The sequence below is a fragment of the Streptomyces coeruleorubidus genome (genome assembly GCF_008705135.1).
Taxonomy (GTDB): domain Bacteria; phylum Actinomycetota; class Actinomycetes; order Streptomycetales; family Streptomycetaceae; genus Streptomyces; species Streptomyces coeruleofuscus.
The window spans coordinates 7,096,025-7,122,546 of the sequence record NZ_CP023694.1 but is presented as its reverse complement, the minus strand read 5'-3'; the positions used below and the strand labels follow the sequence as shown (position 1 = coordinate 7,122,546).

23 protein-coding genes and 2 pseudogenes are annotated in these 26,522 nt (G+C 72.3%); 17 read left to right on the top strand and 8 right to left on the bottom strand.

Going from position 1 to position 26,522, the window contains the following annotated elements; genetic code table 11:
* The first annotated feature begins 4 nt into the window (after positions 1-4).
* Positions 5-1,336: an activator-dependent family glycosyltransferase gene (locus CP976_RS32930; protein WP_150483571.1), complete on the top strand. Its 1,332-nt coding sequence runs from the start codon at positions 5-7 to the stop codon at positions 1,334-1,336.
* Between the two features lie 9 nt (positions 1,337-1,345).
* Complete coding sequence (locus tag CP976_RS32925; RefSeq protein WP_190146834.1) at positions 1,346-2,101, top strand: SDR family NAD(P)-dependent oxidoreductase; 756 nt, start codon at positions 1,346-1,348, stop codon at positions 2,099-2,101.
* A gap of 134 nt (positions 2,102-2,235) precedes the next feature.
* Here the strand turns inward: CP976_RS32925 and CP976_RS32920 are convergent, their stop codons facing one another.
* Both CP976_RS32920 and fabG read right to left on the bottom strand, forming a co-directional pair.
* A complete protein-coding gene (locus CP976_RS32920; protein WP_150483570.1) occupies positions 2,236-3,183 on the bottom strand; it encodes an aromatase/cyclase in 948 nt (315 codons plus the stop codon).
* Positions 3,184-3,212: 29 nt separating this feature from the next.
* Positions 3,213-3,998, bottom strand: a complete 786-nt coding sequence (gene fabG, locus CP976_RS32915; RefSeq protein ID WP_150483569.1) for a 3-oxoacyl-ACP reductase FabG — start codon at positions 3,996-3,998, stop codon at positions 3,213-3,215.
* 191 nt (positions 3,999-4,189) lie between these two features.
* On the opposite strand from fabG, the gene CP976_RS32910 reads away from it, so the two are divergent.
* The 5 genes from CP976_RS32910 to CP976_RS32890 all read left to right on the top strand — a co-directional run bounded on the left by CP976_RS32910 (position 4,190) and on the right by CP976_RS32890 (position 9,203).
* Positions 4,190-4,579 carry an antibiotic biosynthesis monooxygenase family protein gene (locus CP976_RS32910; protein WP_150483568.1) on the top strand — a complete coding sequence of 130 codons (390 nt, stop codon included), beginning with the start codon at positions 4,190-4,192 and terminating at the stop codon, positions 4,577-4,579.
* A complete protein-coding gene (locus CP976_RS32905) occupies positions 4,576-5,835 on the top strand; it encodes a beta-ketoacyl-[acyl-carrier-protein] synthase family protein (RefSeq protein ID WP_150483567.1) in 1,260 nt (419 codons plus the stop codon). Before CP976_RS32910 ends, CP976_RS32905 begins: the two co-directional genes overlap by 4 nt.
* Before the next feature lie 86 nt (positions 5,836-5,921).
* Entirely contained in the window at positions 5,922-7,118 is a 1,197-nt protein-coding gene (locus CP976_RS32900) for a ketosynthase chain-length factor (protein WP_229875313.1), read from the top strand.
* Positions 7,115-8,176, top strand: coding sequence for a ketoacyl-ACP synthase III family protein (locus CP976_RS32895; RefSeq protein WP_150483565.1), 1,062 nt, complete (start codon positions 7,115-7,117; stop codon positions 8,174-8,176). Before CP976_RS32900 ends, CP976_RS32895 begins: the two co-directional genes overlap by 4 nt.
* Positions 8,177-8,186: 10 nt before the next feature.
* Entirely contained in the window at positions 8,187-9,203 is a 1,017-nt protein-coding gene (locus tag CP976_RS32890) for an acyltransferase domain-containing protein (RefSeq protein WP_150483564.1), read from the top strand.
* On the opposite strand, the gene CP976_RS32885 is transcribed toward CP976_RS32890, so the two are convergent.
* Positions 9,181-10,041, bottom strand: coding sequence for a class I SAM-dependent methyltransferase (locus CP976_RS32885; RefSeq protein WP_150483563.1), 861 nt, complete (start codon positions 10,039-10,041; stop codon positions 9,181-9,183). The genes CP976_RS32890 and CP976_RS32885 overlap by 23 nt on opposite strands.
* A 182-nt stretch (positions 10,042-10,223) precedes the next feature.
* Here CP976_RS32885 and CP976_RS32880 point away from each other — a divergent pair, with 182 nt between their 5' ends.
* Genes CP976_RS32880 through CP976_RS32860 form a run of 5 tightly spaced genes read left to right on the top strand, consistent with a single transcriptional unit; the run spans position 10,224 to position 15,346 of the window.
* Positions 10,224-10,661 (top strand): ester cyclase, encoded by a 438-nt coding sequence (locus CP976_RS32880; RefSeq protein ID WP_150483562.1) that lies wholly within the window; start codon positions 10,224-10,226, stop codon positions 10,659-10,661.
* A gap of 45 nt (positions 10,662-10,706) precedes the next feature.
* Positions 10,707-11,777, top strand: coding sequence for a methyltransferase (locus CP976_RS32875; protein WP_150483561.1), 1,071 nt, complete (start codon positions 10,707-10,709; stop codon positions 11,775-11,777).
* A gap of 42 nt (positions 11,778-11,819) precedes the next feature.
* Positions 11,820-12,704, top strand: coding sequence for an alpha/beta fold hydrolase (locus CP976_RS32870; RefSeq protein ID WP_229875316.1), 885 nt, complete (start codon positions 11,820-11,822; stop codon positions 12,702-12,704).
* Between the two features lie 11 nt (positions 12,705-12,715).
* A complete protein-coding gene (locus CP976_RS32865) occupies positions 12,716-14,032 on the top strand; it encodes a cytochrome P450 family protein (RefSeq protein ID WP_150483559.1) in 1,317 nt (438 codons plus the stop codon).
* A gap of 18 nt (positions 14,033-14,050) precedes the next feature.
* Positions 14,051-15,346, top strand: coding sequence for an activator-dependent family glycosyltransferase (locus CP976_RS32860; protein WP_150483558.1), 1,296 nt, complete (start codon positions 14,051-14,053; stop codon positions 15,344-15,346).
* A gap of 355 nt (positions 15,347-15,701) precedes the next feature.
* On the opposite strand, the gene CP976_RS32855 is transcribed toward CP976_RS32860, so the two are convergent.
* The 3 genes from CP976_RS32855 to CP976_RS32845 all read right to left on the bottom strand — a co-directional run bounded on the left by CP976_RS32855 (position 15,702) and on the right by CP976_RS32845 (position 20,203).
* A complete protein-coding gene (locus tag CP976_RS32855) occupies positions 15,702-17,996 on the bottom strand; it encodes an ATP-binding cassette domain-containing protein (RefSeq protein ID WP_150483557.1) in 2,295 nt (764 codons plus the stop codon).
* Between the two features lie 492 nt (positions 17,997-18,488).
* The gene (locus CP976_RS32850; protein WP_150483556.1) at positions 18,489-19,334 is read right to left on the bottom strand and encodes an oxidoreductase; all 846 of its coding nucleotides are present in this window, start codon (positions 19,332-19,334) and stop codon (positions 18,489-18,491) included.
* Complete coding sequence (locus CP976_RS32845; RefSeq protein ID WP_150483555.1) at positions 19,331-20,203, bottom strand: helix-turn-helix transcriptional regulator; 873 nt, start codon at positions 20,201-20,203, stop codon at positions 19,331-19,333. Before CP976_RS32845 ends, CP976_RS32850 begins: the two co-directional genes overlap by 4 nt.
* A gap of 128 nt (positions 20,204-20,331) precedes the next feature.
* Here CP976_RS32845 and CP976_RS32840 point away from each other — a divergent pair, with 128 nt between their 5' ends.
* The gene (locus CP976_RS32840) at positions 20,332-21,129 is read left to right on the top strand and encodes an SDR family oxidoreductase (protein ID WP_150483554.1); all 798 of its coding nucleotides are present in this window, start codon (positions 20,332-20,334) and stop codon (positions 21,127-21,129) included.
* A 62-nt stretch (positions 21,130-21,191) separates the two neighbouring features.
* On the opposite strand, the pseudogene CP976_RS32835 reads toward CP976_RS32840, so the two are convergent.
* Positions 21,192-21,722 (bottom strand): annotated as a pseudogene (locus tag CP976_RS32835) (TetR/AcrR family transcriptional regulator); the annotation flags it as partial.
* On the opposite strand from CP976_RS32835, the pseudogene CP976_RS32830 reads away from it, so the two are divergent.
* The 3 genes and pseudogenes from CP976_RS32830 to CP976_RS32820 form a co-directional block, all read left to right on the top strand.
* Positions 21,716-22,075, top strand: a pseudogene (locus CP976_RS32830) (nuclear transport factor 2 family protein); the annotation flags it as partial. The pseudogenes CP976_RS32835 and CP976_RS32830 sit on opposite strands and share 7 nt — an antisense overlap.
* Entirely contained in the window at positions 22,075-22,995 is a 921-nt protein-coding gene (locus CP976_RS32825) for an NmrA family NAD(P)-binding protein (RefSeq protein ID WP_150483552.1), read from the top strand. The pseudogene CP976_RS32830 and the gene CP976_RS32825, both read left to right, overlap by 1 nt.
* Complete coding sequence (locus CP976_RS32820) at positions 22,977-23,531, top strand: DUF488 domain-containing protein (RefSeq protein WP_150483551.1); 555 nt, start codon at positions 22,977-22,979, stop codon at positions 23,529-23,531. The genes CP976_RS32825 and CP976_RS32820 overlap by 19 nt, the downstream gene beginning before the upstream one ends.
* 5 nt (positions 23,532-23,536) lie before the next feature.
* Here the strand turns inward: CP976_RS32820 and CP976_RS32815 are convergent, their stop codons facing one another.
* Positions 23,537-24,157: a hypothetical protein gene (locus CP976_RS32815; RefSeq protein WP_150483550.1), complete on the bottom strand. Its 621-nt coding sequence runs from the start codon at positions 24,155-24,157 to the stop codon at positions 23,537-23,539.
* 278 nt (positions 24,158-24,435) lie between these two features.
* Between CP976_RS32815 and CP976_RS32810 the strand changes: the two genes are divergently transcribed.
* Complete coding sequence (locus CP976_RS32810; protein WP_150483549.1) at positions 24,436-26,427, top strand: serine/threonine-protein kinase; 1,992 nt, start codon at positions 24,436-24,438, stop codon at positions 26,425-26,427.
* Positions 26,428-26,522: the final 95 nt, after the last annotated feature.

Below are 26,522 nucleotides of genomic sequence, written 5' to 3'. Positions count from 1 at the left end.
CCCCGTGCGCGTCCTGTTCGCCACCATGGCCGCGCGGTCCCATGTCTACGCCCAGGTCACCCTGGCGTCGGCACTGCGGACCGCGGGGCACGAAGTGCTCGTGGCCAGCCAGCCCGACGTCCTCGACGACATCGTCCGGGCCGGTCTCACCGCCGTGCGGATCGGGGAGGACCTCAACATCGAGGAGGAGACCCGGGAGGCCAACGCCAGCTTCGAGGACGACCGCAACCTCGGCGGCCTCGCCATGAGCAACACCCGTGACGACCCCTTCCCGTGGGACCACGCGCTCGGCATGTTCACCGCGATGACCGCCATGGTCTTCCAGAACGTGTGCCCCGAGCCCATGGTCGACGACCTCGTCGGCCTCGCCCGCGACTGGCGGCCGGACCTCGTGGTCTGGGATCCGCTGACCCTGGCCGGGCCGGTGGCCGCCCGGCTCAGCGGGGCGGCGCACGCCCGGCTGTTGTTCGGCCCGGACCAGATGGGCCGGAACAGGACGGCGTTCCGCGCCCTGCTAGACCGGCAACCGCCCGAGCTGCGCGACGACCCGCTGGCCGAGTGGCTCACCTGGACGCTGGAGCGGTGCGGCGGCAGCGCCGGGGACATGAGCGAGGAGCTGGTCCTCGGGCAGTGGACGATCGACCCCACACCGCCGTCGATGCGCATCCCCCTGGACCTGCCCTGCGTGCCGGTGCGCTACGTGCCGTACAACGGGCCCTCCCTGCTCCCCGACTGGCTGCGCGAGCCGCCCCGCCACCCGCGGCGCCTGTGCCTGACGCTCGGTGTGTCCCTCGGCGAGGCGACGGGCGCCGGCACGGTCGCCGCCTCCGACGTCCTGGCGGCCGTGGACGGCCTGGACGTGGAGGTCGTCGCCACCCTGCCGCGGGAACTGCGCGAGGAGCTCGGCACCCTGCCGGCGAACGTGCGGGCCGTGGACTTCGTCCCGCTGAACGCCCTGCTGCCGTCCTGCTCGGGCATCATCCATCACGGCGGGTCCGGCACGTTCATGACGGCCCTGGTGCACGCGATACCGCAGCTGATCGTGCCCGACATGATGTGGGACGCCATGGAGAAGGCGCACGGCCTGGCCCGCAGCGGTGCGGGCAGTTACGTGGACGCGCGGGACGTCTCGCCGGAACTGCTGCGCGAGCGCGTCCTCGCCCTGCTCGACGATCCGTCCTACGCCGCCGGGGCACGCCGGGTGCGCGCCGAGATCGTCGGGACGCCGAGCCCGAACGACATCGTGCCCGTGCTGGAGCGGCTGACCGCCGAGCACCGGGCCGGCGGGGCGGAGGGGGGCCCGGCGCTCAAGTCGCCTTCCACCGGCGGTGCCTAGCCTCGCCGCATGGAGAACACACAGCGATCCGTGATCGTGACCGGCGGCGGCTCCGGCATCGGACGAGCCGTCGCCCGCGCCTTCGCCGCCCGGGGCGACCGCGTCCTCGTCGTGGGCAGGACCGCCGGTCCGCTGGCCGAGACGGTGGACGGCCACAAGGACGCGCACACGTTGGCCGTGGACATCACCGACCCCGCGGCGCCGGAGGCGGTCGTCCGGGAGGTGCGCGAGCGGCTCGGCGGCGTGGTCGACGTGCTCGTGAACAATGCCGCCACGGCCGCCTTCGGGCACCTGGGAGAGCTGGACCGCACCGCGGTGGAGGCACAGGTGGCCACGAACCTCGTGGCCCCCGTGCTGCTCACCCAGGCCCTGCTCGGCCCCCTGGAGACCGCTTCCGGCCTGGTGGTGAACATCGGTTCGGCGGGCGCACTCGGCCGGCGGGCCTGGCCGGGGAACGCGGTGTACGGGGCGGCCAAGGCCGGCCTGGACCTGCTGACGCGGTCCTGGGCCGTGGAACTCGGTCCCCGCGGCATTCGCGTGGTCGGTGTCGCCCCGGGAGTGATCGAGACGGGCGCGGGGGTCCGGGCGGGGATGTCCCAGGAGGCGTACGACGGGTTCCTGGAAGCCATGGGGCAGCGCGTCCCGCTCGGGCGTGTGGGCCGGCCTGAGGACGTCGCGTGGTGGGTGGTGCGGCTCGCCGAACCCGAAGCCGCGTACGCCAGCGGTGCCGTGCTGGCCGTGGACGGGGGTCTCTCGGTGACGTGAGGCTCGCCCGGCCGGACACCCGCAGGTCGCCCTCCGCTCGCCGGAGGGCGACCTGCGGGTGTCCGGCCGGGGACGCGGCGGGCCCCGCCCCGAGGGAGTCGGGACAGGGCCCGTGCGGGCTCGGGACGCTCGCCTCAGGCGCTGGACTCGGCGTACTGCCTGGCCGCTTCCAGGGTCAGCAGACTGTTGCGGCCCAGGGCCCGGCGGACGAAGTCCACGGCGTCCGTCTCACTCGCCCCCGCACCGAGGACGCCGGGGATCGCCGAGCGGGCCACGGACACGGTGTGGGCCGACGTGACGGCGATCCCGTCCCCGTCGTCGGCGGGACGGACCGACCAACGGCCGAGATGGAGCGCGAGCAGCGGCGGCGTGCGCAGCTGCTTGTAGACGATGACGCGGCGTTCGGGGAAGCACACGCGCACCGACGCGGTGGTGTGCACCGAGCCGTCCGCGGTGAGGGTGTCCATCTCCATGTGCTGGAGCCCCGGCTCCTCCTCCTTGACCGCGATCCGCGCGACGTGGGAGAGCCGCTTCTCCCAGAGGTCGCTGCGGTGGAGGAAGTCGTAGACGTCCTCGGCACGGCCGCGGACGACGACGGTGTCCTCGAAGGTCGTCGGCGCGGTGCCGTCGGGTCGTTCCAGCGCGGTGCGCAGGGACGCCAGTTCCGCTTCGCTGTTGCGGTCCACGGCCCGGTGGATCCAGCCGATCGTCTCCGGGTCGTCGTCCACGGCCCGGAAGTCGTGCGTCAGCCGCACCCGGGTGCCGCCGTCGCCGGCTTCCTCGACGATCCATTCGCCGCCCATGGCGGCGACGGGATGGGCGGACACCTCCTGCCGGAAACGGATGCGCCGGGCCCGCTCGTCGAGCTCACGCCGCGACGTCCAGGTGCGCAGCGAGCCGTTGGCGGTGGCCCAGATGCGGATGCGCTCGCTGGAGCCGGTGTGCTCGACCTGTTCGACGTGGACACTGGGCGGGAACACGGCGGGCCAGGCCCGTGCGTCGGCCAGCACGGCGAACACGGCGTCCGGCGCGGCGGAGGTGTGGATCTCGTGCTCGGTCTGCTGAAGCGGCGACTCGGACATCTGCCCTCCTGAGCTCGGGTCGCGGACGGTCAGTAACTGCCGAGGCCACCACAGACATTGATGGCCTGGGCCGTGATCGAGTCGGCGCTGTCGGAGGCCAGGTAGTGCACCATCCCGGCCACCTCCTCGGGCGTCGAGTAGCGTCCGAGGGGGATCTTCGCCTGGAACTTCTCCAGGACGTCGTCCTCGGTGATCCCCCAGAAGGCGGCGTAGCGCTGCCGCACGCCCTGTGCCATGGGCGTCTCGACGTACCCGGGGCAGACGGCGTTGACGGTGATGCCCGTCTTGGCCAGCTCCAGCGCGACGGCCTTCGTGAAGCCGATCAGGCCGCTCTTGGAGGCGGAGTAGGGGGCGCCGAGGGCCACTCCCTGCTTGCCGCCGGTGGAGGCGATGTTGATGATCCGGCCCCAGCCGTGCTCCTGCATGCCGCCGCCGGTGAGGACGGCGCGGGTGACCCGGAAGGCCCCGCTGAGGTTGGTGTCGACGACGTCGAGCCACAGGTCGTCCGTGAGCTCGGCGGTCACGCCTCCACCACCGCGGCCGGCGTTGTTGACGACGATGTCGATCGGCCCGAAGCGGTTCCGGGCCGTTTGGACCAGCCGGTCGACATCGGCGGTGCTCCGCACGTCGCAGGGCGCGCCCTCCACCTCCAGTCCCGATGCCTGAAGTTCCTTCACGGTGCCGGTGACGGCGCTCTCGTCGCGAGCGCACAGGAACACCCGGGTCCCGTCCCGGGCGAGCTTGCGCACCACCGCGAGACCGATGCCGCTGGTTCCCCCGGTGACGAGTGCGACCCGGTCGGCTGCGTCGGACATGGTCCTCCCTTCGACGGAGGGCCCACCCTCACACCTCGCGCTCGAGCCGCGCTTGACGACCCGGCTTCCAGAGGGGGTCGAGCGGCGCCGCAGAGCCTCGGAGTCCGGCGTGACCGCACCTGTGCGGACTCGGCCGCACCGTCTCACCGACGTCCACCCCACACCTGGACCAACGGACCCGTGGAGCAGCGATGCCTCTGCCAGAACCGAACGACGCCGGCTCCGGGTCGGTGACGTTCGTCAACCGATTCACCCTGAGCGGATCCGCCGAGGACTTCGAGGCGGCGTTCGCCGAAACGGCCGAGTTCCTGTGTCGCCGGCCCGGCTTCCGCTGGCACACCCTGCTGGTGCCGGCCGACACCGGTCCCGGCTCGGCGGACGGCCGCCCGCAGTACGTGAACATCGCGGTCTGGGACGACGAGGCCTCCTTCCGCGCCGCCGTGGCGCACCCGGAGTTCCCGGCCCACGCGGCCGCCCTCCGGGCCCTGAGCACCAGCGAACCGACCCTGTACCGGCACCGTCAGATCCGTGTCGCGCCGGACGTCCCGGCCGTGAGCGGGCCCGGAGGGCGGACGACGTGAACCGGCGGATCGTCATCACCGGGATCGGCGTGGTGGCTCCCGGCGCCATCGGGACCAAGCCGTTCTGGGAGCTGCTGCTGTCCGGAACCACCGCCACCCGCGCCATCAGCACGTTCGACGCCACGCCCTTCCGTTCCCGTATCGCCGCCGAGTGCGACTTCGATCCGGTGGCGGCGGGGCTGTCCGCGGAGCAGGCCCGGCGCCTCGACCGGGCCGGGCAGTTCGCGCTGGTCGCCGGTCAGGAGGCGCTCGCCGACAGCGGGCTGCGCATCGAGGAGGACTCCGCGCACCGGGTCGGGGTGTGCGTGGGCACCGCCGTCGGCTGCACGCAGAAACTGGAGTCCGAGTACGTCGCTCTCAGCGCGGGCGGAGCGCACTGGGTCGTCGACCCCGGCCGGGGGTCGCCCGAGCTGTACGACTACTTCGTGCCGAGTTCCCTCGCCGCCGAAGTGGCCTGGCTCGCCGGGGCGGAGGGGCCCGTGAACATCGTCTCGGCCGGGTGCACCTCGGGGATCGACTCCATCGGGTACGCCTGCGAGCTCATCCGCGAGGGGACGGTGGACGCCATGGTCGCGGGAGGCGTGGACGCCCCCATCGCGCCGATCACGGTGGCCTGCTTCGACGCCATCAGGGCGACCTCCGACCACAACGACACCCCCGAGACCGCCTCGCGTCCCTTCAGCCGCAGCCGCAACGGCTTTGTGCTGGGCGAGGGCGGTGCGATCGTGGTCCTGGAAGAGGCGGAGGCGGCCGTGCGCCGGGGCGCGCGGATCTACGCCGAGATCGGCGGGTACGCCTCACGCGGCAACGCGTACCACATGACCGGGCTCCGCGCAGACGGCGCCGAGATGGCGGCGGCGATCACCGCGGCCCTCGACGAGGCCCGCCGCGACCCCTCGGACGTGGACTACGTCAACGCCCACGGAACGGCGACGAAGCAGAACGACCGGCACGAGACCTCCGCGTTCAAGCGCTCCCTGGGGGAGCACGCGTACCGGGTGCCCATCAGCTCCATCAAGTCGATGATCGGTCACTCCCTGGGCGCTGTCGGCTCGCTCGAGGTGGCGGCGACCGCACTGGCCGTGGAGTACGGGGCGATCCCGCCGACCGCGAATCTGCACGACCCGGATCCCGAACTCGACCTGGACTACGTGCCGCTGACGGCACGAGAAAAGCAGGTGCGGCACGCGCTGACGGTGGGCAGCGGCTTCGGCGGCTTCCAGAGCGCCATGCTGCTGAGCCGTCTCGAGAGGTGAGCTCCATGACAGGTACCGCGGCACGGACCGCGTCTTCGCAGCTCCACGCATCGCCCGCGGGCCGACGGGGCCTCAGAGGCCGTGCGGTGGTGACGGGTCTCGGGATCGTCGCCCCCAACGGGCTGGGGGTGGGCGCGTACTGGGACGCCGTCCTGAACGGCCGCAACGGCATCGGACCCCTGCGGCGGTTCACCGGTGACGGCCGCCTGGGCCGGCTGGCCGGGGAGGTGAGCGACTTCGTCCCCGAGGACCATCTGCCGAAGCGGCTGCTGGCGCAGACCGATCCGATGACCCAGTACGCGCTGGCCGCCGCCGAGTGGGCCCTGCGGGAGGCCGGCTGCTCCCCGTCGTCGCCGCTGGAGGCGGGGGTGATCACGGCCAGCGCGTCCGGCGGCTTCGCCTTCGGCCAACGGGAGTTGCAGAATCTTTGGAGCAAGGGACCGGCCCACGTCAGCGCCTACATGTCGTTCGCCTGGTTCTACGCCGTCAACACCGGGCAGATCGCCATCCGGCACGATCTGCGCGGCCCGGTCGGCGTGGTGGTGGCCGAGCAGGCGGGCGGCCTCGACGCCCTCGCCCACGCTCGCCGCAAGGTCCGGGGCGGAGCCGAGCTGATCGTCTCGGGCGCCGTGGACTCGTCGCTGTGCCCGTACGGCATGGCGGCCCAGGTGAAGTCCGGCCGGCTGAGCGGCTCGGACAACCCGACGGCCGGGTATCTGCCGTTCGACCGGCGGGCGGCCGGACATGTGCCCGGCGAGGGAGGCGCGATCCTCACCGTCGAGGACGCGGAGCGGGCCGCCGAGCGGGGCGCGAAAGTGTACGGGTCGATCGCCGGGTACGGCGCGAGCTTCGACCCGCCGCCCGGCTCCGGCCGCCCCTCCGCCCTCGCCCGTGCCGTCGAGACGGCGCTGGCCGACGCCGGGCTGGACGGCTCCGACATAGCCGTGGTGTTCGCCGACGGCGCGGCCGTCCCCGAACTGGACGCAGCCGAGGCGGAGGCTCTGGCGTCGGTCTTCGGGCCGCGCCGGGTCCCGGTGACCGCCCCCAAGACGCTCACCGGCCGGCTGTACTCGGGCGCCGGGCCGCTGGACGTGGCGACCGCGCTGCTGGCGCTGCGGGACGAGGTGGTCCCGGCGACCGCCCACGTCGACCCCGACCCGGACCTGCCGCTCGACGTGGTGACCGGGCGGCCCCGGTCCCTGGCCGACGCCAGGGCGGCCCTCGTCGTCGCCCGCGGCTATGGGGGCTTCAACAGCGCTCTGGTGGTCCGGGGGGCGGAATGAGCGTGCCGCAGGGGGCGCCCGGGGACCTTTACGTGGCCGGTTGCGGCGTCTGGCTGCCCCCGCCGGTGACCACGGAACAGGCCCTGGCCGCCGGCCACTGCGACCGCAGGCTCGCCTCCTCGACGCGGATGCTGTCGGTGGCGGTCGCCGACAAGGAGACACCGGCGGAGATGGCGGCCTTGGCGGCCCAGACCGCTCTGGACCGCTCCGGCGTCGCACCGGCCCACGTCGACCTCGTCCTGCACGCCAGCCTGTACTTCCAGGGGCACCATCTGTGGGCTCCCGCCTCCTACGTCCAGCGGGTGGCCGTCGGGAACCGCTGCCCCGCCATGGAGGTGCGGCAGGTGTCCAACGGCGGCATGGCCGCCCTGGAACTGGCCCGCGCGTACCTGCTCGCCGCCCCGGACCGGGTGGCCGCTCTCATCACGACGGGCGACCGGATGCATCCGCCGGGCTTCGACCGCTGGAGCAGCGACCCCGGCACGGTGTACGCCGACGGTGGTACCGCCCTCGTGCTGTCCCGGCAGGGCGGCTTCGCCCGGCTGCGCAGCCTGGTGACGGTCTCCGAACCGGTGCTGGAGGGCATGCACCGGGGCGGGCACCCGTTCGGTCCGCCGTCTCCGGAGGAACAGCGGGCCGTGGACCTGGACGCGCACAAGCGGGCGTACGTGGCCGAGGCGGGAAGCTCGTTCAGCGTCGCCCGGGTCTCGGCGGGCCAGGAGGAGGCTCTGACCGGCGCGCTGGAGGCGGCCGGGGCCGGACTCGACGACATCAGCCGGGTCGTGCTGCCGCACATGGGGTGGCGCCGGCTGAGCGCCGCCTACTTCAACAAGTGGCACATCCAACCCGAGCGGACCACTTGGGAGTTCGGGCGGCGGACCGGCCACCTGGGGGGCGGTGACCCGATCGCCGGGTTCGACCACCTTGTGGGCTCCGGCCGCCTCGCCCCGGGGGAGCTGTGTCTGCTGGTCAGCGTCGGCGCCGGCTTCAGCTGGTCGTGCGCCGTCGTGGAGTTGCTGGAACGCCCGTCGTGGGCGGCCGCCCCGGCCGCCCGGTGAGGAGCCCGTCATGGATGTGCCCGCGATTCTCCTGATGTTCCCCGGGCAGGGGTCCCAGCACCCGCGGATGGCCGTCGGCCTGTACGGATCCGAACCGGCCTTCACGGCCGCCATGGACGAGGTCTTCGACGCGTACGACGCCGCCGGCGACAGTGAGGGCGGGCGGCTGCGTGCCGACTGGCTGAGCGACCATCCGGCCGTGCCACTGGACCACGTCACCCGGTCCCAGCCGTTGTTGTTCGCGGTGGACTACTCCCTCGGCCGGATGGTGATGGCCACGACGGGCCGGCCGTGGGCCCTGCTCGGGCACAGCGTCGGCGAAATGGCGGCGGCCGCGCTCGCCGGGGTGTTCACGCTGCGCGACGCGGCCGGCCTCCTGCTGGACCGCGTGCGACGGCTGGCTCAGGCACCGCCCGGGGGAATGCTGGCGGTCGCCGCGGGCGAGGACGTGCTGGGCCCGTATCTCGGGGATGGGGAGGTGGTGGTCGCGGCCGTCAACTCGCCCCGCCAGACCATCCTCGCCGGACCCGTCGCATCGCTCGCCGGGGTCGCCCGGGCGCTGCGGGAGGCAGGGCTCACGTGCCGTGAGGTGCCCTCGCTGACCGCCTTCCACAGTCCGATGCTGGCCCCGTACGCGGCGGGGGCGGCCGAGCGGTTCGCATCCACGCGCGTGGCGGCGCCGTCCATCCCCCTCCGCTCCGGGTACCGGCCGGGTGCGGTGACCGGGCAACTGGCCGCCGACCCGTCGTACTGGGCCGGGCATCCCGTGGAGACGGTCCGCTTCTGGCCGGCACTGGACGCGATGCTCGGCTCCCGCACGGGCGTTGTCTGCCTGGAGACGGGGCCGGGGCAGGGGCTGAGCACCATCGCCCGCCGCCATCCGACGGTGCGGTCCGGGAAGAACTCGGTGGTGCCGCTGCTGCCGCCGCGGGCCGGCACCGCCGAGGTGGACCGGGCGTCCGTGGCGGCGGCGCTGGCCGCGGTGCGCGAGCAGGGCACCGTGCTCAGTGGGCGACCCGGGCGGTGACGAAGCGGACGGGCACGTCGATGGCGAGGGCCCCGGTGGCGTCGCTCAGCTTGTCGAGTCCCTCGACGAGCCGTGCGCGCAGTTCCGTTCGCTGGGCCTGCGGGAGGTTCTGCCACAGCAGACGCATGCCCTGGGTGTGGGACCAGTCCACCCACGCCTCGCTGGACAGGGCCGTCATCCGCACCGGCTCGTCGGTGACGGCGACCGAGGTGTAGCCGCAATGTTCCAGGGTGCGGACGAGATCCTCGGCCCGCTCCAGCCAACTGTTGAACCGCCGGACCAGCGCCTCGGGCCGCCACTGCTCGGGCAGGTGCTCCAGCAGCGCCTGCGGGATGAGCGGGGTGAACTCCGGTGGCAGGAACGGGAACGTGCCGGCGCGGAAGACCGGGCTGGTGAACGCGATCCTGCCGCCGTGGTCCAGCATTCCGGCGTAGCGCGCCAGCGCCCCCACCGCGTCCGGCAGGAAGATGACGCTGTAGCTCCCCATGACCAGGTCGAAGGAGCGCGCCGGGAGTTCGGGCGTCTCCGCGTCCATCACATCGAGGGCGATATTCCGCAGACCGCGTTCGGCGGCTTCCTTGCGAGCTTCCTCGATCATTCCGGGAGCAATGTCGATTCCGTGGACGCGCCCCTGAGGACCGACCTTTTCCGCAGCCGAAAAAAGGCATGCGCCGCGCCCGCAGCCGATGTCGAGCACTCGTTCACCGGTGACCGGCTCCGAGATTTCCACCAGGCGGCGGCCCATGGGCGTAAAGAATTCCACTCCCAGTCGGTCGTAGGTCGACGACGACTGGTCGAAGGCCTGAGTTACCTGCTCTTTGTAGGACGAATCCTGCACCGTCGGCTCCTGCCTCTGCGATTCGGGCCCTTCCCCGCTTACCAGTGTTCGACCCGTACTTGAAGGGCGGTGGAGTGCGGTTCGAGGCGCCCCGGAAACACTTGTACGCCGCCGCAGGGGGAAACAACAATTGTGACGCGGTCGCCGCTGGTGTCACCGTTTCCGGTACGGGAGGGAAAACCATGAGCACGCAGATCGATCTGGTCCGCCGCATGGTGGAGGCATACAACACGGGAAAAACCGACGATGTCGCGGAGTTCATTCACCTCGAGTACCTGAACCCCGGCGCGCTGGAGCACAACCCGGAGCTGCGCGGCCCGGAGGCGTTCGCGGCCGCCGTCACCTGGCTCAAGTACGCCTTCTCCGAGGAGGCGCACCTGGAGGAGATCGGGTACGAGGAGAACGGCCCGTGGGTCCGGGCGAAGCTCGCCCTCTACGGGCGGCACGTCGGCAACCTCGTCGGCATGCCGGCAACCGGGCGCCGGTTCTCCGGTGAGCAGATCCACCTCATCCGCATCGTCGACGGCAAGATCCGCGATCACCGCGACTGGCCCGACTACCTCGGCACCTACCGCCAGCTCGGCGAGCCCTGGCCCACTCCCGAGGGCTGGCGCCCCTGACCTCCCATCACCCCGCCGACGCCACGACAGGAGCACGGACACACCATGACAGCCGAACCGACGGTCGCGGCCCGGCCGCAGCAGATCGACGCCCTCAGGACCCTGATCCGCCTCGGAAGCCTGCACACGCCCATGGTCGTCCGGACGGCCGCCACCCTGCGGCTCGTCGACCACATCCTGGCCGGGGCCCGCACCGTGGAGGCCCTGGCGGCCAGGACCGACACCCGGCCGGAAGCACTCCTGCGACTGATCCGCCACCTGGTGGCGATCGGACTGCTCGAGGAGGACGCACCGGGCGAGTTCGTCCCGACCGAGGTCGGCGAGCTGCTCGCCGACGACCACCCGGCCGCGCAGCGCGCCTGGCACGACCTGACGCAGGCCGTGGCGCGCGCCGACATCTCCTTCACCCGCCTCCCCGACGCCATCCGTACCGGCCGCCCCACGTACGAGTCCATCTACGGCAAGCCGTTCTACGAGGACCTGGCCGGCCGCCCCGACCTGCGCGCGTCCTTCGACTCGCTGCTCGCCTGCGACCAGGACGTCGCCTTCGACGCTCCGGCCGCCGCGTACGACTGGACGAACGTCCGGCATGTGCTCGACGTGGGTGGCGGCAAGGGTGGTTTCGCCGCGGCCATCGCGCGCCGGGCCCCGCACGTGTCGGCCACCGTGCTGGAGATGGCGGGCACCGTGGACACCGCCCGCTCCTACCTGAAGGACGAGGGCCTCTCCGACCGTGTCGACGTCGTCGAGGGGGACTTCTTCGAGCCGCTGCCCCGCAAGGCGGACGCGATCATCCTCTCTTTCGTCCTCCTCAACTGGCCGGACCACGACGCCGTCCGGATCCTCACCCGCTGCGCCGAGGCCCTGGAGCCCGGCGGGCGCATCCTGATCCACGAGCGCGACGACCTCCACGAGAACTCGTTCAACGAACAGTTCACAGAGCTCGATCTGCGGATGCTCGTCTTCCTCGGCGGTGCCCTGCGCACCCGCGAGAAGTGGGACGGCCTGGCCGCCTCGGCGGGCCTCGTGGTCGAGGAGGTGCGGCAACTGCCCTCGCCGACCATCCCGTACGACCTCTCGCTCCTCGTCCTTGCCCCCGCGGCCACCGGCGCCTGACACACGAGGTACGGGAAGGGTTCATCAGCAATGCCGACACGCATGATCACCAACGATGAGGTGACCCTGTGGAGCGAAGGGCTCGGCGATCCGGCCGACGCCCCGTTGCTCCTGATCGCCGGCGGCAACCTCTCGGCCAAATCGTGGCCGGACGAGTTCGTCGAACGCCTGGTCGCGGCCGGGCACTTCGTGATCCGCTACGACCACCGGGACACCGGGCGCTCCTCCCGGTGCGACTTCACGCTCCACCCCTACGGCTTCGACGAGCTGGCCACCGACGCGCTGGCCGTCCTGGACGGCTGGCAGGTCCGCGCCGCCCATGTGGTGGGCATGTCGCTGGGCCACACCATCGGCCAGCTGCTCGCCCTGGACGCTCCGGAGCGTCTCCTCACCCTCACCGTGATGCTGGGGGGCGCGCTCGACGTCGACTTCGACGCCGACCTGGAGGCGGCGCTCAAGGGTGAGCCTTCCGTCAGCGGACTGCCGGTGCCCAGCCAGCGGTTCCTCGACATGATGACGATGCTTCAGCAACCGGCCGAGACGGACGAGGAACTGCTGGAGCGCCGGGTGGAGAAGTGGCGCCTGCTCAACGGGGAGGGAGTGCCCTTCGACGCCGACGAGTTCCGGCGTCGTGAACTCCTGGCCGCCGGGCACGCGGGAACGTTCGACGAGCCGATCGTGCACCACATGATCCCGCAGCCGCCGGTGTCGCGGGGGGCGGAGTTGTCCCGCGTCTCCACACCGGTACTGGCGATCCAGGCGATGTGCGACCCCGCGGCCCCGCCGCCGCACGCCCGGCACCTCGCCGACCGGATTCCCGGCGCCCGGGTCGTGGAGATCGAGAACATGGGGCACGCCCTGCCCCTCGCGGTCCACGAGCCGCTGGCCGCCGCCATCTGCGCCCACACCCGGGCCGCGACAGTGTGAGGAGCACGACGATGCCCACACCCACGTCCGCGCCGCCGGCCGCCCCGACCGACAGCGAGCTGGGGCGCCATCTGCTGACCGTGCGCGGCTTCCACTTCGTCTTCGGCGCGCTGGGCGACCCCTATGCCCGGCGACTGCGCGGCGAGGCCGATCATCTGTCCCTCGGTGAGCTGGTCCGCGACCGGGGCCCGCTCCACCGCAGTGCGCTGGGCACGTGGGTGACGGCGGACGGCGGAATATCGGCCCGCCTGCTGGACGATCCGCTGCTGGGTCCCCGGCACCCCGCTTCAGAGGGCCCGCAGGAGCACGTTCTCGAGAACGTCTGGGAGACCTGGCGGACCTGTCACGTCACTCCGCTCGGCGAGGACCTGCTGACGCCGGCCGCCGCCGACTCCGACCGTCTCGCAGCCCTGCTCGGTCCGGTCCTCGGGCCCCGTACGTGCACCGCGTGGCAGGTCGACGCGGAGCGTGCGGTGCACCGGGTGCTGGACGGCCTGCCGCCGCACTTCGACGTGGTGTCGGATCTGGCCCGGCCTGCGATCGCGGGCTCGCTCGCCGCCGTCCTGGGTCTCCCGGACGAGGCACGGGCGGAACTGCCGGACCTGCTGGCCGCCTGCGGCCCGGTGCTCGACTCCGCCCTCTGCCCGCCGCGCCTCCCGGTGGCCCGGGCGATGACGCGGGCGCTGCGCCGCGTCCGGGAGCTGATGGCGGCGGCCGTGGCCAACCACCTCACCGCACCGGCCGACGGTGCGGTGAGCGCCCTGCTGGCCGTGGACCCCGACGGCGGACGCGATCCCGGGGACACCGTCACGGCCGCAGTGCTGAGCACGGTGGTCGGGGCCGAGACAGCGATCACCACCGTGGCGAACGCCGTCATGGCTCTGCTGGAGCACGACGAGCAGTGGTCGCTGCTACGGGCCGATCCCGGCAGGGCGGCGGACGCGGTCGAGGAGACCCTCCGCTGGGCACCGCCTGTGACGCTGCGCAGCCTGATCACCCAGGGAGAGGTTCAGATCGGTGGCGAGACGCTGGAGGCGGACCAGCACGTGGTGGTGCTGGTCGACGCCGCGCAGCGGGACCCGGCGCTGTACGAGGACCCGGACCGATTCCGTCTCGACCGCCCCCGTAGCCCCGGTTTCACGCACATGGCCCTGGCGGGCCGGGACCCTCTGGGGCTGGTCGCCCCGCTCGTCCGCGTGCAGTGCACCGCCGTCCTGCGGGCGGTGGCCGAACGGCTGCCCGGGCTGCGGGCCGAGGGCGAGCCGCTGCGGCGCGGGCGCTCCCCCGTGGTCCGCGCCCCGCTCTCGCTGCGGCTGGCCCAGAAGTGACCCAGGGAGGGTGACCCCATGAAGGTGCTCGTGACGGCGTTCGCCATGGACGCGCACTTCAATGGTGTGGTGCCGCTCGCCTGGGCGCTGCGGGCGGCCGGGCACGACGTCCGGGTGGCGAGCCAGCCCGCTCTCACCGACAGCATCACCCGCGCTGGACTCACGGCCGTACCGGTGGGTACGGACCACCAGGTGCAGGCGACGATGGGGGCCATGGCGCCCGGCGTGTTCGCGCTGCACCGGAACCCGGACTACCTGGAGAACCGGCCGGAGCTGCTCGACCTGGAGTTCCTCGAAGCGTCCACGTCCATGCTGACGGCGGCGTTCTACGCCCAGATCAACAACGACTCCATGATCGACGAGATGGTGGACTTCGCCGCATGGTGGCGTCCCGACCTGGTCGTCTGGGAGCCCTTCACCTTCGCCGGCGCGGTGGCGGCCCAGGTGACCGGCGCGGCGCAGGCCCGCCTGCTGTGGGGCCCGGACCTCTTCCTGCGGGTGCACGACCGGTTCCAGCAGGTGCTGCACGAGGTGCGGGCCGAGCGCCGGGACGACGCCCTGGAGGAGTGGCTGACGTGGACGCTGGAGCGGCACGGTGCGGCCTTCGGGCCCGAGGTGATCAGCGGCCACTGGACGATCGACCAGATGCCGCCGAGCGTGCGGTTCGCCACGGCCCGCCCGACGGTGCCGATGCGGTTCGTCCCGTACAACGGCCCGGTCCCGGCGGTGGTGCCGCCGTGGCTGCGGGCGGATCCGGGGCGCCCGAGGGTCCTGCTCACCCAGGGCATCACGGAGCGCTCGACGGGCTTCACCGGGCTGCCCCGGGCCGGTGAGCTGCTGGCCTCGATCGCGGAGCTGGACGCCGAGGTGGTCGCCACGGTCAAGGCCGAGGAGCGCGAGGGCCTGCCGCCTCTGCCCGGGAACGTGCGGGTGGTGGACAGCCTGTCCCTGCACGTCGTCCTGCCGAGCTGCGCGGCCGTCGTGCACCACGGCGGCGCCGGCACCTGGGCGACGGCGGCGCTGCACGGGGTGCCTCAGCTTGCCCTCGCCTGGCAGTGGGACGACGTCTTCCGGGCCGGGCAGCTGGAGAAGCTGGGCGCGGGGATCTTCCTCCCGCCGCACGGCGAGGGCGCCTCGGCCGGCCGGGTCAGGGACAGGCTGGCTCAGGTACTGGCCGAGCCGTCCTTCCGGCAGGGCGCGGCGCGGATCCGCGCGGAGATGCTGCGGACCCCGGCACCCGGTGCGGTGGTGCCGACGCTGGAACAGCTGACGGCCCGGCACCGTGCGCCGGCCGGGCAGGGCGTCCGGCACTAGGGCGTGTCCGTAGAGTCCCGTCGTCCGCCCGGAGGGCGGGCCCCGCGGCGTCCGGTGCGTGCTCTGGGGGTACCCCCGGCCGAAGGCTGGGGGAGTGCCGGGCGGACGCCCGCGTACTGGTTGTACGCGGGTGTTCGCCCGGTGCGGTGAGCGGGCGTCGCGAGGCAGGCGGGACTTTGCGGACGCCCCCCAGGTCCCGCCTCGACGATCACAGGGTCCCGGTACGAACCACGGCGGGTGTGCACGCGTCCCTCTCGAAGGGATCCGCGTGCCGCTCTCAGGGTCCGGCCGGGGCCGCGGCGTTCCCGGCCGGACGCGCACGTACGGGACGCCGCTCAGCACCCGGGGTCAAGGATCAGCGCCGGGCCCGGTGGTCGGCCTCGGAACCGGCGCCCGCCAGGGACGCGGCGAGGAACCGCCCGGTGACGGAGTGCTCGGCCTCCGCCAGGTCGGCGGGGGTGCCCTCAAAGATCACCCGGCCACCCTCGCTGCCGCCCCCGGGGCCGAGGTCGACGACCCAGTCCGCGTGCTTGACGACGTCGAGATTGTGCTCGATGACGATGACCGAGTTCCCCTTCTCGACGAGGCCGTCGACCAGGTGTACGAGGCTGTCGACGTCGGACATGTGGAGTCCGGTGGTGGGCTCGTCCATGACGTAGACGCTGCCCTTCTTCCCGAGCTCCGTGGCGAGCTTGATGCGCTGGCACTCGCCACCGGAGAGGGTGTTGAGCGGCTGCCCGAGCTGGAGATAGCCGAGGCCGACATGGTTGATGGAGCGGAGGGTCTTGGCAACCTTGGGTTCGGTGAAGAACTCGGCCGCCTCAGCGGCGCTCATCGACAGCACGTCGTGGATGTTCTGCCCGCGCAGGGTCAGGCGCAGGACGTCGTCGGTGAAACGCATCCCCGCGCAGACCTCGCAGGTCGTGATCATCGGATCCATGAAGGCGAGGTCGGTGTAGATGATGCCGTGTCCCTGGCAGGTGGGGCAGGCGCCCTCGGAGTTGAAGCTGAACAGTGAGGGGCTGACCCGGTTCTCGCGGGCGAACAGCCTGCGGATCTCGTCCATGATGCCGGTGTAGGTCGCCGGGTTCGAACGCCGGTTGGTGGTGACCGCGGACTGGTCGATGACGACCGCCGAGGGGTGCTGCCGCAGCAGTACGTCGTGGATGAGCGTGCTCTTGCCGGAGCCAGCTGGTCCGGTGACGGCGGTCAGTACGCCGAGCGGAATCCGTACGCTGATGTCCTTGAGGTTGTGGATCCGGGCTCCCGTCACCTCCAGGTGCCCCCTGGGCTCGCGGAATCGCTCCTTGATCGGGGTGATCCTGCGGAGGAACCGTCCGGTCGGCGTGTCCGCCTCGGTGAGGCCCCGGACGTCGCCCTGATAGACGATCTCGCCTCCGTGCCGCCCGGCCCCGGGCCCGATGTCGATGACGTGCTCGGCCATCTCGATGATGTCGCGGTCGTGTTCGACCACCAGCACGGTGTTGCCCTTCTCGGCCAGTTCCATCAGGAGCCGGCTGAGCCGCTGGACGTCGCTGGGGTGCAGGCCGATCGTGGGCTCGTCGAAGATGTAGACCATGTCGACGAGCGAACTGTTCAGGTGACGCACCATCTTGATGCGCTGCGACTCGCCGCCGGAGAGCGTGGAGGTCTCACGGTTGAGGCTGAGGTATCCCAGCCCCAGTTCGATGAGGTGCTGGAGCCGCTCGAGCAGACTGGCCGTCAGGGTGGAGACGGAGGACGTGTCGACCTTCTTGACCGCCTCCATCAGGTCGGCGATCTCCAGGGAGGCGAGTTCGGCGATGTTCCGGCCGTTGATGCGGCAGCCGAGCGCCCGCTGGCTGAGCCGTTGCCCCTTGCAGGTGTCGCAGGGCCCCCGGGTGACGACCTGCTCCAGCGCCACCCGGTTCTTGGCGCTCATCTCGTCCGGCTCCTTGCGCAGGTAGAGCCGGTTGAACTTGTCCATCAGCCCTTCGTACTTGGAGTTGATCTTGCCGCCCTGCCACTCCAGAGCGATCGATCCCTGGGCCCCGTACAGGAACGTCTGCCACTCGCTCTCGGTGTAGTCGCGGAGCTTCTTGTCGTTGTCGAAGAGGCCGGAATTGGCGTACAGCTTCCAGAACCAGCCACCAACATTGAAGGCGGGATGCCGGATGGCGCCCTCGTTGAGGGACTTGGACCTGTCGAGCAGCTTGTCGAGGTCGACCTGCACCCGGTGGCCGAGGCCCTCGCAATCGGGACACATTCCCGAGGGGTCGTTGAACGAGAAGGCGTTCGAATAACCAATCCAGGGCTTGCCCACCCGGGAATAGAGCAGCCGGAGCAAGGCGTAGATGTCGGTGATCGTCCCGACGGTGGACCGCGCGTTCCCCCCGATCCGCTTCTGATCGATGATCACCGCAGCCGAGAGGTTCGCGATGTCGTCCACGTCGGGCTGACCATATTTGGGCAGGCGATTGCGCACGAACGCGGTGAACGTCTCATTGAGCTGCCGTTGGGATTCCGCCGCGATTGTGTCGAACACCAAGGACGACTTTCCCGATCCCGATACCCCCGTGAACACGGTGACCATGTGTTTCGGCACCTCCACGGAGATGCCCTTGAGGTTGTTCTCACGGGCACCGATGATCTGAATAGCCTTCTGCTGCATGAGCATCCTCACATCGACGGAAGAGGGCCACTTCTCACGCTACCGGCGATTGCGGACAGATCCCGGCCGCAATATCGACGAGGCCCCGTCGTCAGATGACGGCACCGGTCCGACGGCCGGCTGTGTTTGCGCGGAGCAAGCCAGAGGTCGCCGCCCCGGGAGAGCCCTCACAGGCCAGGCGCACATCCGGGACACTGGGGTTTGCTCAGCGGTGATCACTTCCCAACTCCGTTGAGGACGACGGCGGCGCGGGCGATGTCGCCTCGGAGGCTGGAATCCGACCCTTTCTGCTGGCGGGTTTACACAGGCCAAACCTCTTTCAGTTCCGCCATTGCGGTTGCCCGGGTCGGGTGGAGGGTTCGCCAGTGGTCCTGCTGCAGGTGATAGGCGGGTTCGTGGACGCTGCGGGCCATGGGGCCGGCGTGCCCAGTAGCGACGCAGTACGTCAGAGTCCGCTCCGGTCCGACGGCCTTCCTCCCGCCCGAGCCTCCGTCAGGCGGCCGGGTAGTCGGCGCCGATGGTGACGTCCCGCCAGGTGTCGAAGCCGGCCCGGAGCGTGTCGAGTCGCGCGGTGGCGATGTCGTACGCGGCCTTCCCCAGCAGCAGACGCAAGGGGGGCTCGGGCGACTCGACGGCGTCGATGACGGCCGCGGCCGCCCGCAGCGGATCGCCCGGCTGGTGGCCGTAGGTGGCCAGGGTGGCGGCCCGCCGCGCGCCGGCCGTCGCCGCGTAGTCCTCGATCACGGTGGCCGACTGGCGCATGGAGGGGCCGGACCAGCCGGTGCGGAAGGCGGCGGGCTCGACGAGCGTCACCCCGATGCCGAGCGGGGCGACTTCGGCGGCGAGCGACTCGGACAGCCCCTCCACCGCGAACTTGGTGGCGTGGTAGTAACCGGTGGCACCGAAGGCTGCCAGGCCTCCGAGGGAGGAGATGTTCACGATGTGACCGGCCCGGCGGGCGCGCATGCCCGGCAGGACGGCCCGGGTGGTCTCGACGAGCCCGAAGACGTTGGTGTCGAACAGGGCCCGGATCTCCGCGTCCTGCCCTTCCTCGACGGCGGCGAGATAGCCGTAGCCGGCGTTGTTCACCAGGACGTCGATCCGCCCGAACTCCGCTTCCGCCCGCTCGACGGCTTCGGCGACCTGAGCGGGATCCGTGACGTCGAGGGCCAGGGCGAGGGCCCGGTCGCCGTGGTCGGCGGCCAGGCCGGCGACGGTGCGCGGATCGCGGGCGGTTACCGCCGCCCGGTAACCGCGTTCGAGGAGGGTGGTGGCCAGAGCTCGGCCGAGGCCGGTGGAACAGCCGGTGATGAACCAGACGGGTGTGCTGTCGTTCATGTGCGAAAGTCCTTGGTCGATTCAGTGGTCGATCCGGTGGAGTGCTGCTCGCCCGCGCCGAGGCTGCCCAGCAGGGTGAGCGCCTGTTCGGACGGGCTGCCCGGGGCCGCCTGGTAGACGACGAGTTGCTGGCCGGGGGCGCTGTTGACGGTGAGCGACTCGTAGTCCAGGGTCAGTTCACCGACCTGCGGGTGCCGGAACCGCTTGGTCTCACGGGTCTTCTGGCGGATGTCGTGGCGGGCCCAGAGTCGGCGGAACTCCTCGCTCTTCAATGACAGTTCGCCGACCGCCGCGATGAGCAGCGGGTCGTCGTGGCCGGTCCCGGCGGCGGCCCGCAGCCCGGCCACCGTGTTGACCGCCACGCGGTCCCAGTCCGGGTAGAAGTCCCGCGCGTCCGGGTCGAGGAAGACCAGTCGCAGCAGGTCCCCGCTGTGGGTGTGGCCGGCGAACAGCCCACGCCCCAGGGCGTTGTGGGCCAGCACGGTCAGGCAGCGGCCCAGGACCACCGCCGGAGTGCTGTGCCAGCCCTCCATCATGCGCAGCAGGACCGGGCTCACCGGCTCCGGCCGCGTACGGCCACGCGGGCGGGCGGCGACGGGGCGTGCCAGCCGGTGCAGGTGGTCGACCGCGTCGTCCTCCAGCCGCAGTGCCCGGGCCAGCGCGTCGACCACCTGCGCCGAGGGGTGCCGTTCCCTGCCCTGTTCCAGGCGGACGTAGTAGTCGGAGCTCACCCCCGCCAGCATCGCGACCTCTTCCCGGCGCAGGCCCGCCACCCGGCGCCGGCTCCCGGTCGGCAGCCCGGACTCCTCAGGGCTCACCAGGGCACGCCGGGCGCTCAGGAACCGGCCGAGCCGGTTGTCGCTGTCCATGTCGTCCACCGTAGGCCCGGCCGTGGGACGGCGGGAGCCCGCAAGGTGGCCGCGCCACTCCTACGATCCGCTCTCCTCGGGACGGTGCGGCCTGGTCACGGGTGCGCGGCGGACGCACGGTGGACGACATGACACACACCGCAAACTCCCTCCCCCACACCTCCGACTCCCTCCCCCTCACCGGCCGCGTCGCGGTCGTCACCGGCGCCTCCAGCGGGATCGGTGCCGCGACGGCGCGCCGCCTGGCGGACGGCGGTGCGAGCGTCGCGCTGCTGGGCCGCCGCGAAGACCGCCTCGAGGCGCTGGCCCGGGACCTGCGCCGTGACGCGCCCGGAGCCGTCCTGCCGGTCGCCGTCGATCTCACCGATGCCGAGGCCGTGCCGGAGGCCGCCCGCGCCGTCGCCGCGGCGCTCGGCGCCGTCGACCTGGTCGTCGCGAACGCCGGGGTCATGCTCGGCGCACCCTTCGAACGCGCCCGGTCCGACGAGTGGGACCGCATGATCGACGTCAATCTGCGGGGCCTGCTGCACACCTCCCGCGCCTTCGCCGACGACCTCCTCGCCGTGGGCGCCCGCGGCGGCCCGGCGGACCTCGTCCACGTCGGCTCCGTGGGCGGGCACGCCCTCTTTCCCGACTGGTCCGTCTACTGCGCCACCAAGGCGGCCGTCGCCCATCTCACCCGCAACCTGCGTGCCGAACTCGGGCCGCGTGGTGTCCGCGTGAAGAACATCGAGCCGGGCGTGACCGGCACCGAACTGGGGGCGGACATGCAGGACCCCGGGATGCGCGAGACCCTGTCCCGCCTGCGCTCCGGCGTGGGGCCCCTGGCCGCCGAGGACATCGCCGAGGCCATCGCCTTCGCGGTGTCGGCGCCGCCGCACGTCAATGTCGCGGAGATGGTCGTGGTACCGGTGCGGCAGGGATGATCCGCCGGGCATCGACCGGACGGGAGTGAGCCCCGCTCGTCAAGGGACCGCCCGGTCCTCGGTCAGTTCCCGGTGGCCGCTGTCGGCAGTGGGCCGGAGCCCAGGACTCTGGTGGTGAGGTTCGCCAGCTGCGCCCGCATGGTGTCGCGCGGCAGGCGCTCCCGGCCGGCCAGGTGCTCGACGAGGTCGGCCCGGGTGGCGGCGAGCAGGGCGTGGGCCAGGAAGTCGCTGTCGGTCAGACCGGGGACCTGCTCCAGAACGGACCGGAGCAGGTCGTGCCACAGCGTGTAGTGCTCCGCCTGGTAGGGACTGCCGCTTCCGCCCTCTTCCAGGGCCAGCGCGAGGCGGCGGTTGTCGAGTTTGAAGCACAGCACGGCGTCCAGCAGGGCGGGTACGCGCTGCTGCGGCGGGGCGTCGGGCCCCAAGGGCGGCGGACCGGCCTCGACGGCCTGCCTGACCGGTTCGAGCCGCGCCTCGTACAGCGCGCGGAGCAGCCCGGCACGGTCGCCGAAGGCACGGAAGAGCGTTCCCTTGCCGACGCCGGCCGCTGCCGCGATGTCGGCCATGGTGAGGTCCTCGGGACTAGGACATCGACGCGTGGGTCGGCCTGTGGGCCGAGGGCGGCGTCATGGAGTTCCCCTTCGCGCCCCCGGGCCGGCCCCGGCGCCTGGAGGGCAAGGGGGCCGTCGCCGCCTACATGCGCCCCTACCCCGACCACATCGACCTGCACGACTTCCCCGACCTGCGGATCCACCGGACCACCGACCCGGAGACCATCGTGGCCGAGATGCGCGGCGTCGGACGCCTGGTGAAGACCGGCAGCCCCTACGACATGACCTACATCGCCGTCGTCACCGTTCGGGACGGGCTCTTCGCCTCCTACCGCGATTACTGGAATCCCCTCGCCCTCGACGAGCCCGGCACCGACTTCGCCGGGAGCGGCTGATGACCGGCACCGGCACCACTCTGGTCATCGGCGCCACCGGCACCACCGGCAGCCGCACCGCCGCGCGGCTGACGGCCGCCGGTCACCGCGTCAGAGCCGCCAGCCGTCACGCCACCCCGGTCCCCGGCACGGAGCCGGTCGCCCTCGACTGGTACGACCCCGCCGGCCATGCCGCCGCCCTCGACGGAGTCGACCGCGTCTATCTCATCCCGCCGCTGGGCGACCCCGACCCGGCAGCGGTCATGCTGCCGTTCCTGCGCCGGGCCCGCACCGGTGGAACACGCCGCGCGGTGCTCCTCAGTTCCTCGGCCATCCCCGAGGGCGGCCCGGCGGTGGGGGCGGTGCACCAGGCTCTGCCCGAACTGTTCGACGAGTGGGCCGTGCTGCGGCCCTCCTGGTTCATGCAGAACTTCACCGGAACGCACGCGCACGCCCGCAGCATCCGCGAGGACGGCACCATCCTGACCGCGACCGGGAGCGGCCGGGTCGGCTTCGTCGACGCCGACGACATCGCGGCCGTCGCGTTCCACGCCCTGACCGACGGCCAGGCCCCCGGCACCGACGTCGTCGTCACCGGACCGGAGGCGCTCGGCTACGACGACATCGCCACACTCATCACCGAGGTCACCGGCCGGCCCGTGGTCCACCGGCCGATCTCCCACGAGCAGATGCGCGATCGCCTCTCGGCGCTGATGCCGGTGCAGTTCGCCGCCCTGCTGGCGGGCATGGAGCGTGCCATCGCCGAGGGGGCGGAGGACCGCGTCACCGACACCGTCCAGCGCCTCACGGGCCGGCCCGCGCGCACCTTCCGCGCGTTCCTGGAAAGGGAGGTGCGGCCAGGTCGCCGACATCGGGACGCTCCGTCAGGTGTGGGACCGCCCGAGCGGGAAAGTCCGGCGGTGTGGACGCGCTTCTGCTGACCTTCGGGCACAGCACCGCCGATCGGGACCGGATCGCCGATCTGCTGGGCGGCGCCGGTGTCACGGCCGTCGTGGACGTGCGGACCGCTCCCGGCAGCCGCCGCGACCCCGACCTGTCGCGGCGGCGGCTCGCCGAGTGGATGCCGGGCCGCGGCATCGCCTACCGGTGGGAACCCGCTCTCGGCGGGTTCCGCACACCTCCCGTGGACAGCCCGGACATCGTGTGGCGCAACACCTCCTTCCGGGGCTACGCCGCGCACACCCGCTCCCCCGAGTTCGTCACCGCGATGGACCGGGTGCTGCGCGAGGCCTCACACGGCCGCACCGCCGTGATGTGCAGCGAGGCGGTCTGGTGGCGCTGCCACCGCCGGCTGATCGCGGACTTCGCGGTACTCACCCGCGGCGTACCGGCTCACCACCTCATGCACGACGGGCGCGTCAGCCTGCATGCGCCGACGCCCGGCGCGCGACTGCGCGACGACGGGCTCCTCGTGTACGACGGTTACGACGGCAGCACAGGGCCGGGTCGCGGCTGAGCCCGTCAGTACAGCTTGTTGACCGCCGTGACGGTGGTGGCCTTGAAGTCGGACACCTGAGCGTGCTGGAAGTTGCCCATCTGGCCCCACAGGACCACCGTCACGGTCCTGCCGTCGCGGCCGACCGAGAACAGGCCGATGTCGGAGGAACCCCACGCCGAAGCGGTGTGGAGGCCGTACACGTGGGCGCCCTCCTCGACGTTCAGCCGGCCGTAGCTCTTCTGCGTCGCCGTGATGTCGGGGTCCTGCTCCATCAGCTTCTTCGCGCAGCCGGCGATGTCCTTGCGCAGCAGCGCCGCGAAGTCCTTGGCACGCTGCACGTCGCGCTCCACGACCGTGATCTGCTGGGCGTTGGTGTCGTACTCGGTCCCGTACGAGCGGTGGGTGGCGATGGACGGCAGGGCCTCGCCCACGCACACCGGCAGCGGGTCCGGCTGACCGGCGGTGACCGGGCCGGCGTACCAGGGCGAGGTCGGGTGCGGCGGCAGTTCGGCCGGCTCCAGGAACCGGGGCGTGTCGGCAGCCGGTGCGGTGGCGGCAGCGGCCGGGACGGCGACTGCGGCGACACCGGCGGCGGCCGCCAGCGCGGCCACGGTGGTACGGATGCCTCGAGTACGGACCTGCATGTTTCCCCCATGGTCTTCGTGTGAATGCGCGGGCTTCAGCCCTTGCACCCACTAAGACCCGTCACCCCCCGTACACGTTGCCCTGCACACCTGCTACGGGTTCGTCCCGAATATCACCGGCGCGCTACAGGGGTCCGCCCACCGAAGACCGGCGCATGCGTGCGGCTCATGGAGGCTCTGGGGAGACTGTGAGTAACCTCCCGTGTACGCAGTAGGTTCCCCTTACGCGCGCGTGGGTGGTGGCGCGCGTTCTGGGCCGATGCGAGGGGGAGAAGAACGTGCGTCCCGGAGACGAGTTCGCCGGCCGCTATGTCCTCAAGGAGGTCATCGGGGCAGGGCGCGGCGGCGACGTGTGGCTGGCCCACGACACGGTGGTGGGGCAGGACGTGGCGCTGAAGCCGGGGCAGGTCGAGGGCGACCGCGAGACCGCGGTGCGGCGGCTGCTGGGCGAGCCGCGCGCCCTGGCGAAGTTCCGTGATCACCCCCATGTCGTGACGCTGTTCGACGTCGTGACGGTGCCGTCGGACGGGGACACCGCCGGGGATGTGGGCGAGACGTACTGGTTCGTCATGGAGTACGTGCCCGGCGGCGGCCTCGACCGGCAACCGCCCATGAGCCCCGAGCGCGTGGCCCGGATCGGGGCCCAACTCGCCGACGCGCTGGCCGCGTTGCACGAGGCGGGCATCGTCCACTGCGACCTCAAGCCCGCCAACGTCGGCCTCACCCGGCGCGGTGCCGCCAAGCTGCTGGACTTCGGTGCCGCCTACCGGGCCGGCGGCAGCGAGACCATCACCGCCAACGGGCCCTACAGCTTCACTCCGGACTACGCCGCCCCCGAGCTGGCCCGGGGGAACGTCCCCCGGCCCGCCTCCGACGTGTTCTGCCTGGCCGCCACCCTCTACGCGCTGGTCACCGGTTCACCGCCGCGCGGCGGTGAGCCCGGGGCGGAGGGGGACGGGGCGGACGGTGACGGGGCGGGGGCCGCCGGGGAGGACCGGGACCGTCTGACGTACTGGAAGGCCGAGCAGGGCGTCGTCGAGATGGACGCCGAGGCCGTGGGCCCGCTCCTTCCCGTGCTCGGCGCCATGCTGCAACGCGACCCGCGGCAGCGCCCCGAGGCGGCCGAGGCCGGGCGGCTGCTGGCGGCCGTGGCGGAACACGGGGCGCCGGACCCGGACGGCCGGCCCGCCGCGCCCGGCGGCGGGCGCTCGCGGTGGCGACGTCGTGCCCTGTTCGCGACCGCTGCCCTCGGCGTCGGTGCCGCGATCGTCCTGAGTCTCGTCACCGTTCCCGGGAACGGTGACGAACAGGATGGCGGCGGGAACGACAGGCGTGGGTCCGCCGGGAGGCAGCTGCCGAAGGACACCTCGAACGGCGGGACGCGGGCGCTGATCGGCGATCCGCGTACCGCCGACGTGTGCGCACTGGCCGACCCCGACGCGCTGCACCGCTTCGGGGAGAGCGAAGTCGACGTCGACTACGGCAACTTCGACCGCTGCGACGTGCTCGTCCACCCGGACGACAGGTCCCGTATCGACGTGTCGGTGCAGTTGCGCAGGGGCTCGCCGCCCGAGGCGTCGGACCCCGTCAGGACCATCGGGGGCATCGCCGTCCGGGAGGCGCCGTCGAAGAAGGGCGAGTGCGGGCTCCTGCTGTCCCGGGACACCGCCGGCGGTGGCACCGGCAGTGGCCGCACCGGCGGCGACATGTTCGTGGGGGTCCGTGTCGACGTGGGCCACGGCACGGTGGCGGGCGGTGCGGCGGCGCTGTGCGCGGTCGCCGACACCGCCGCCCGCAGTGCGGCCGAGGTCCTGAACCGCGGCCCGCTCCCCCGCCGTTCCCCGCCCTACCCGGCCGCCTCGCTGGCCTGGAGGAGCGCCTGCGCGCTGCTCGACGCCGAGGCGTTGTCCGTCGTCCCCGGCATCAAGGCCGACGTGCCGGAGGCCGGGGTCGCGGACTGGGACTGCGAGTGGTTCAGCGACGTCGACGACCTGGAGGCGGAGATCGCCTTCTTCCGCGACGAGCCCAAGTCCGCGCGGGACGGCCGCGTCGTCCGGCTCAGCGGCTACGACGCCGTCGTCGAGCCGGAGGGCAACGGTGAGGACACCTGCACGGTCTTCGTCCCGTACCGCGAGTACGGCGGCCGTGACGCCGAGACGGCCGTCGAGATGCTGCGGCTGCACGTCGGCGGGCAGCGGCCGATCGGCGAACTGTGCCATCTGACCACCGAACTCGCCGCCTCCGCGGCCGCGGAACTGCGCGCCCGCTGACGCCCGCACTGCGGCGGCCGGCCGGCCACGGGGAGGGGTCCCGAGCAGGTCGGCCCATGCTGACGGACACGTCCGGCAGGGCCCGCCCGCGCCGG

Bases quoted from the DNA above. Each gene is read 5' to 3' on its own strand.
- CP976_RS32925 (WP_190146834.1), top strand. From the start codon at position 1,346: ATGGAGAACACACAGCGATCCGTGATCGTGACCGGCGGCGGCTCCGGC.
- CP976_RS32920 (WP_150483570.1), bottom strand. From the start codon at position 3,183: ATGTCCGAGTCGCCGCTTCAGCAGACCGAGCACGAGATCCACACCTCC.
- fabG (WP_150483569.1), bottom strand. From the start codon at position 3,998: ATGTCCGACGCAGCCGACCGGGTCGCACTCGTCACCGGGGGAACCAGC.
- CP976_RS32910 (WP_150483568.1), top strand. From the start codon at position 4,190: ATGCCTCTGCCAGAACCGAACGACGCCGGCTCCGGGTCGGTGACGTTC.
- CP976_RS32895 (WP_150483565.1), top strand. From the start codon at position 7,115: ATGAGCGTGCCGCAGGGGGCGCCCGGGGACCTTTACGTGGCCGGTTGC.
- CP976_RS32890 (WP_150483564.1), top strand. From the start codon at position 8,187: ATGGATGTGCCCGCGATTCTCCTGATGTTCCCCGGGCAGGGGTCCCAG.
- CP976_RS32880 (WP_150483562.1), top strand. From the start codon at position 10,224: ATGAGCACGCAGATCGATCTGGTCCGCCGCATGGTGGAGGCATACAAC.
- CP976_RS32875 (WP_150483561.1), top strand. From the start codon at position 10,707: ATGACAGCCGAACCGACGGTCGCGGCCCGGCCGCAGCAGATCGACGCC.
- CP976_RS32870 (WP_229875316.1), top strand. From the start codon at position 11,820: ATGATCACCAACGATGAGGTGACCCTGTGGAGCGAAGGGCTCGGCGAT.
- CP976_RS32865 (WP_150483559.1), top strand. From the start codon at position 12,716: ATGCCCACACCCACGTCCGCGCCGCCGGCCGCCCCGACCGACAGCGAG.
- CP976_RS32860 (WP_150483558.1), top strand. From the start codon at position 14,051: ATGAAGGTGCTCGTGACGGCGTTCGCCATGGACGCGCACTTCAATGGT.
- CP976_RS32855 (WP_150483557.1), bottom strand. From the start codon at position 17,996: ATGCAGCAGAAGGCTATTCAGATCATCGGTGCCCGTGAGAACAACCTC.
- CP976_RS32850 (WP_150483556.1), bottom strand. From the start codon at position 19,334: ATGAACGACAGCACACCCGTCTGGTTCATCACCGGCTGTTCCACCGGC.
- CP976_RS32845 (WP_150483555.1), bottom strand. From the start codon at position 20,203: ATGGACAGCGACAACCGGCTCGGCCGGTTCCTGAGCGCCCGGCGTGCC.
- CP976_RS32840 (WP_150483554.1), top strand. From the start codon at position 20,332: ATGACACACACCGCAAACTCCCTCCCCCACACCTCCGACTCCCTCCCC.
- CP976_RS32825 (WP_150483552.1), top strand. From the start codon at position 22,075: ATGACCGGCACCGGCACCACTCTGGTCATCGGCGCCACCGGCACCACC.
- CP976_RS32815 (WP_150483550.1), bottom strand. From the start codon at position 24,157: ATGCAGGTCCGTACTCGAGGCATCCGTACCACCGTGGCCGCGCTGGCG.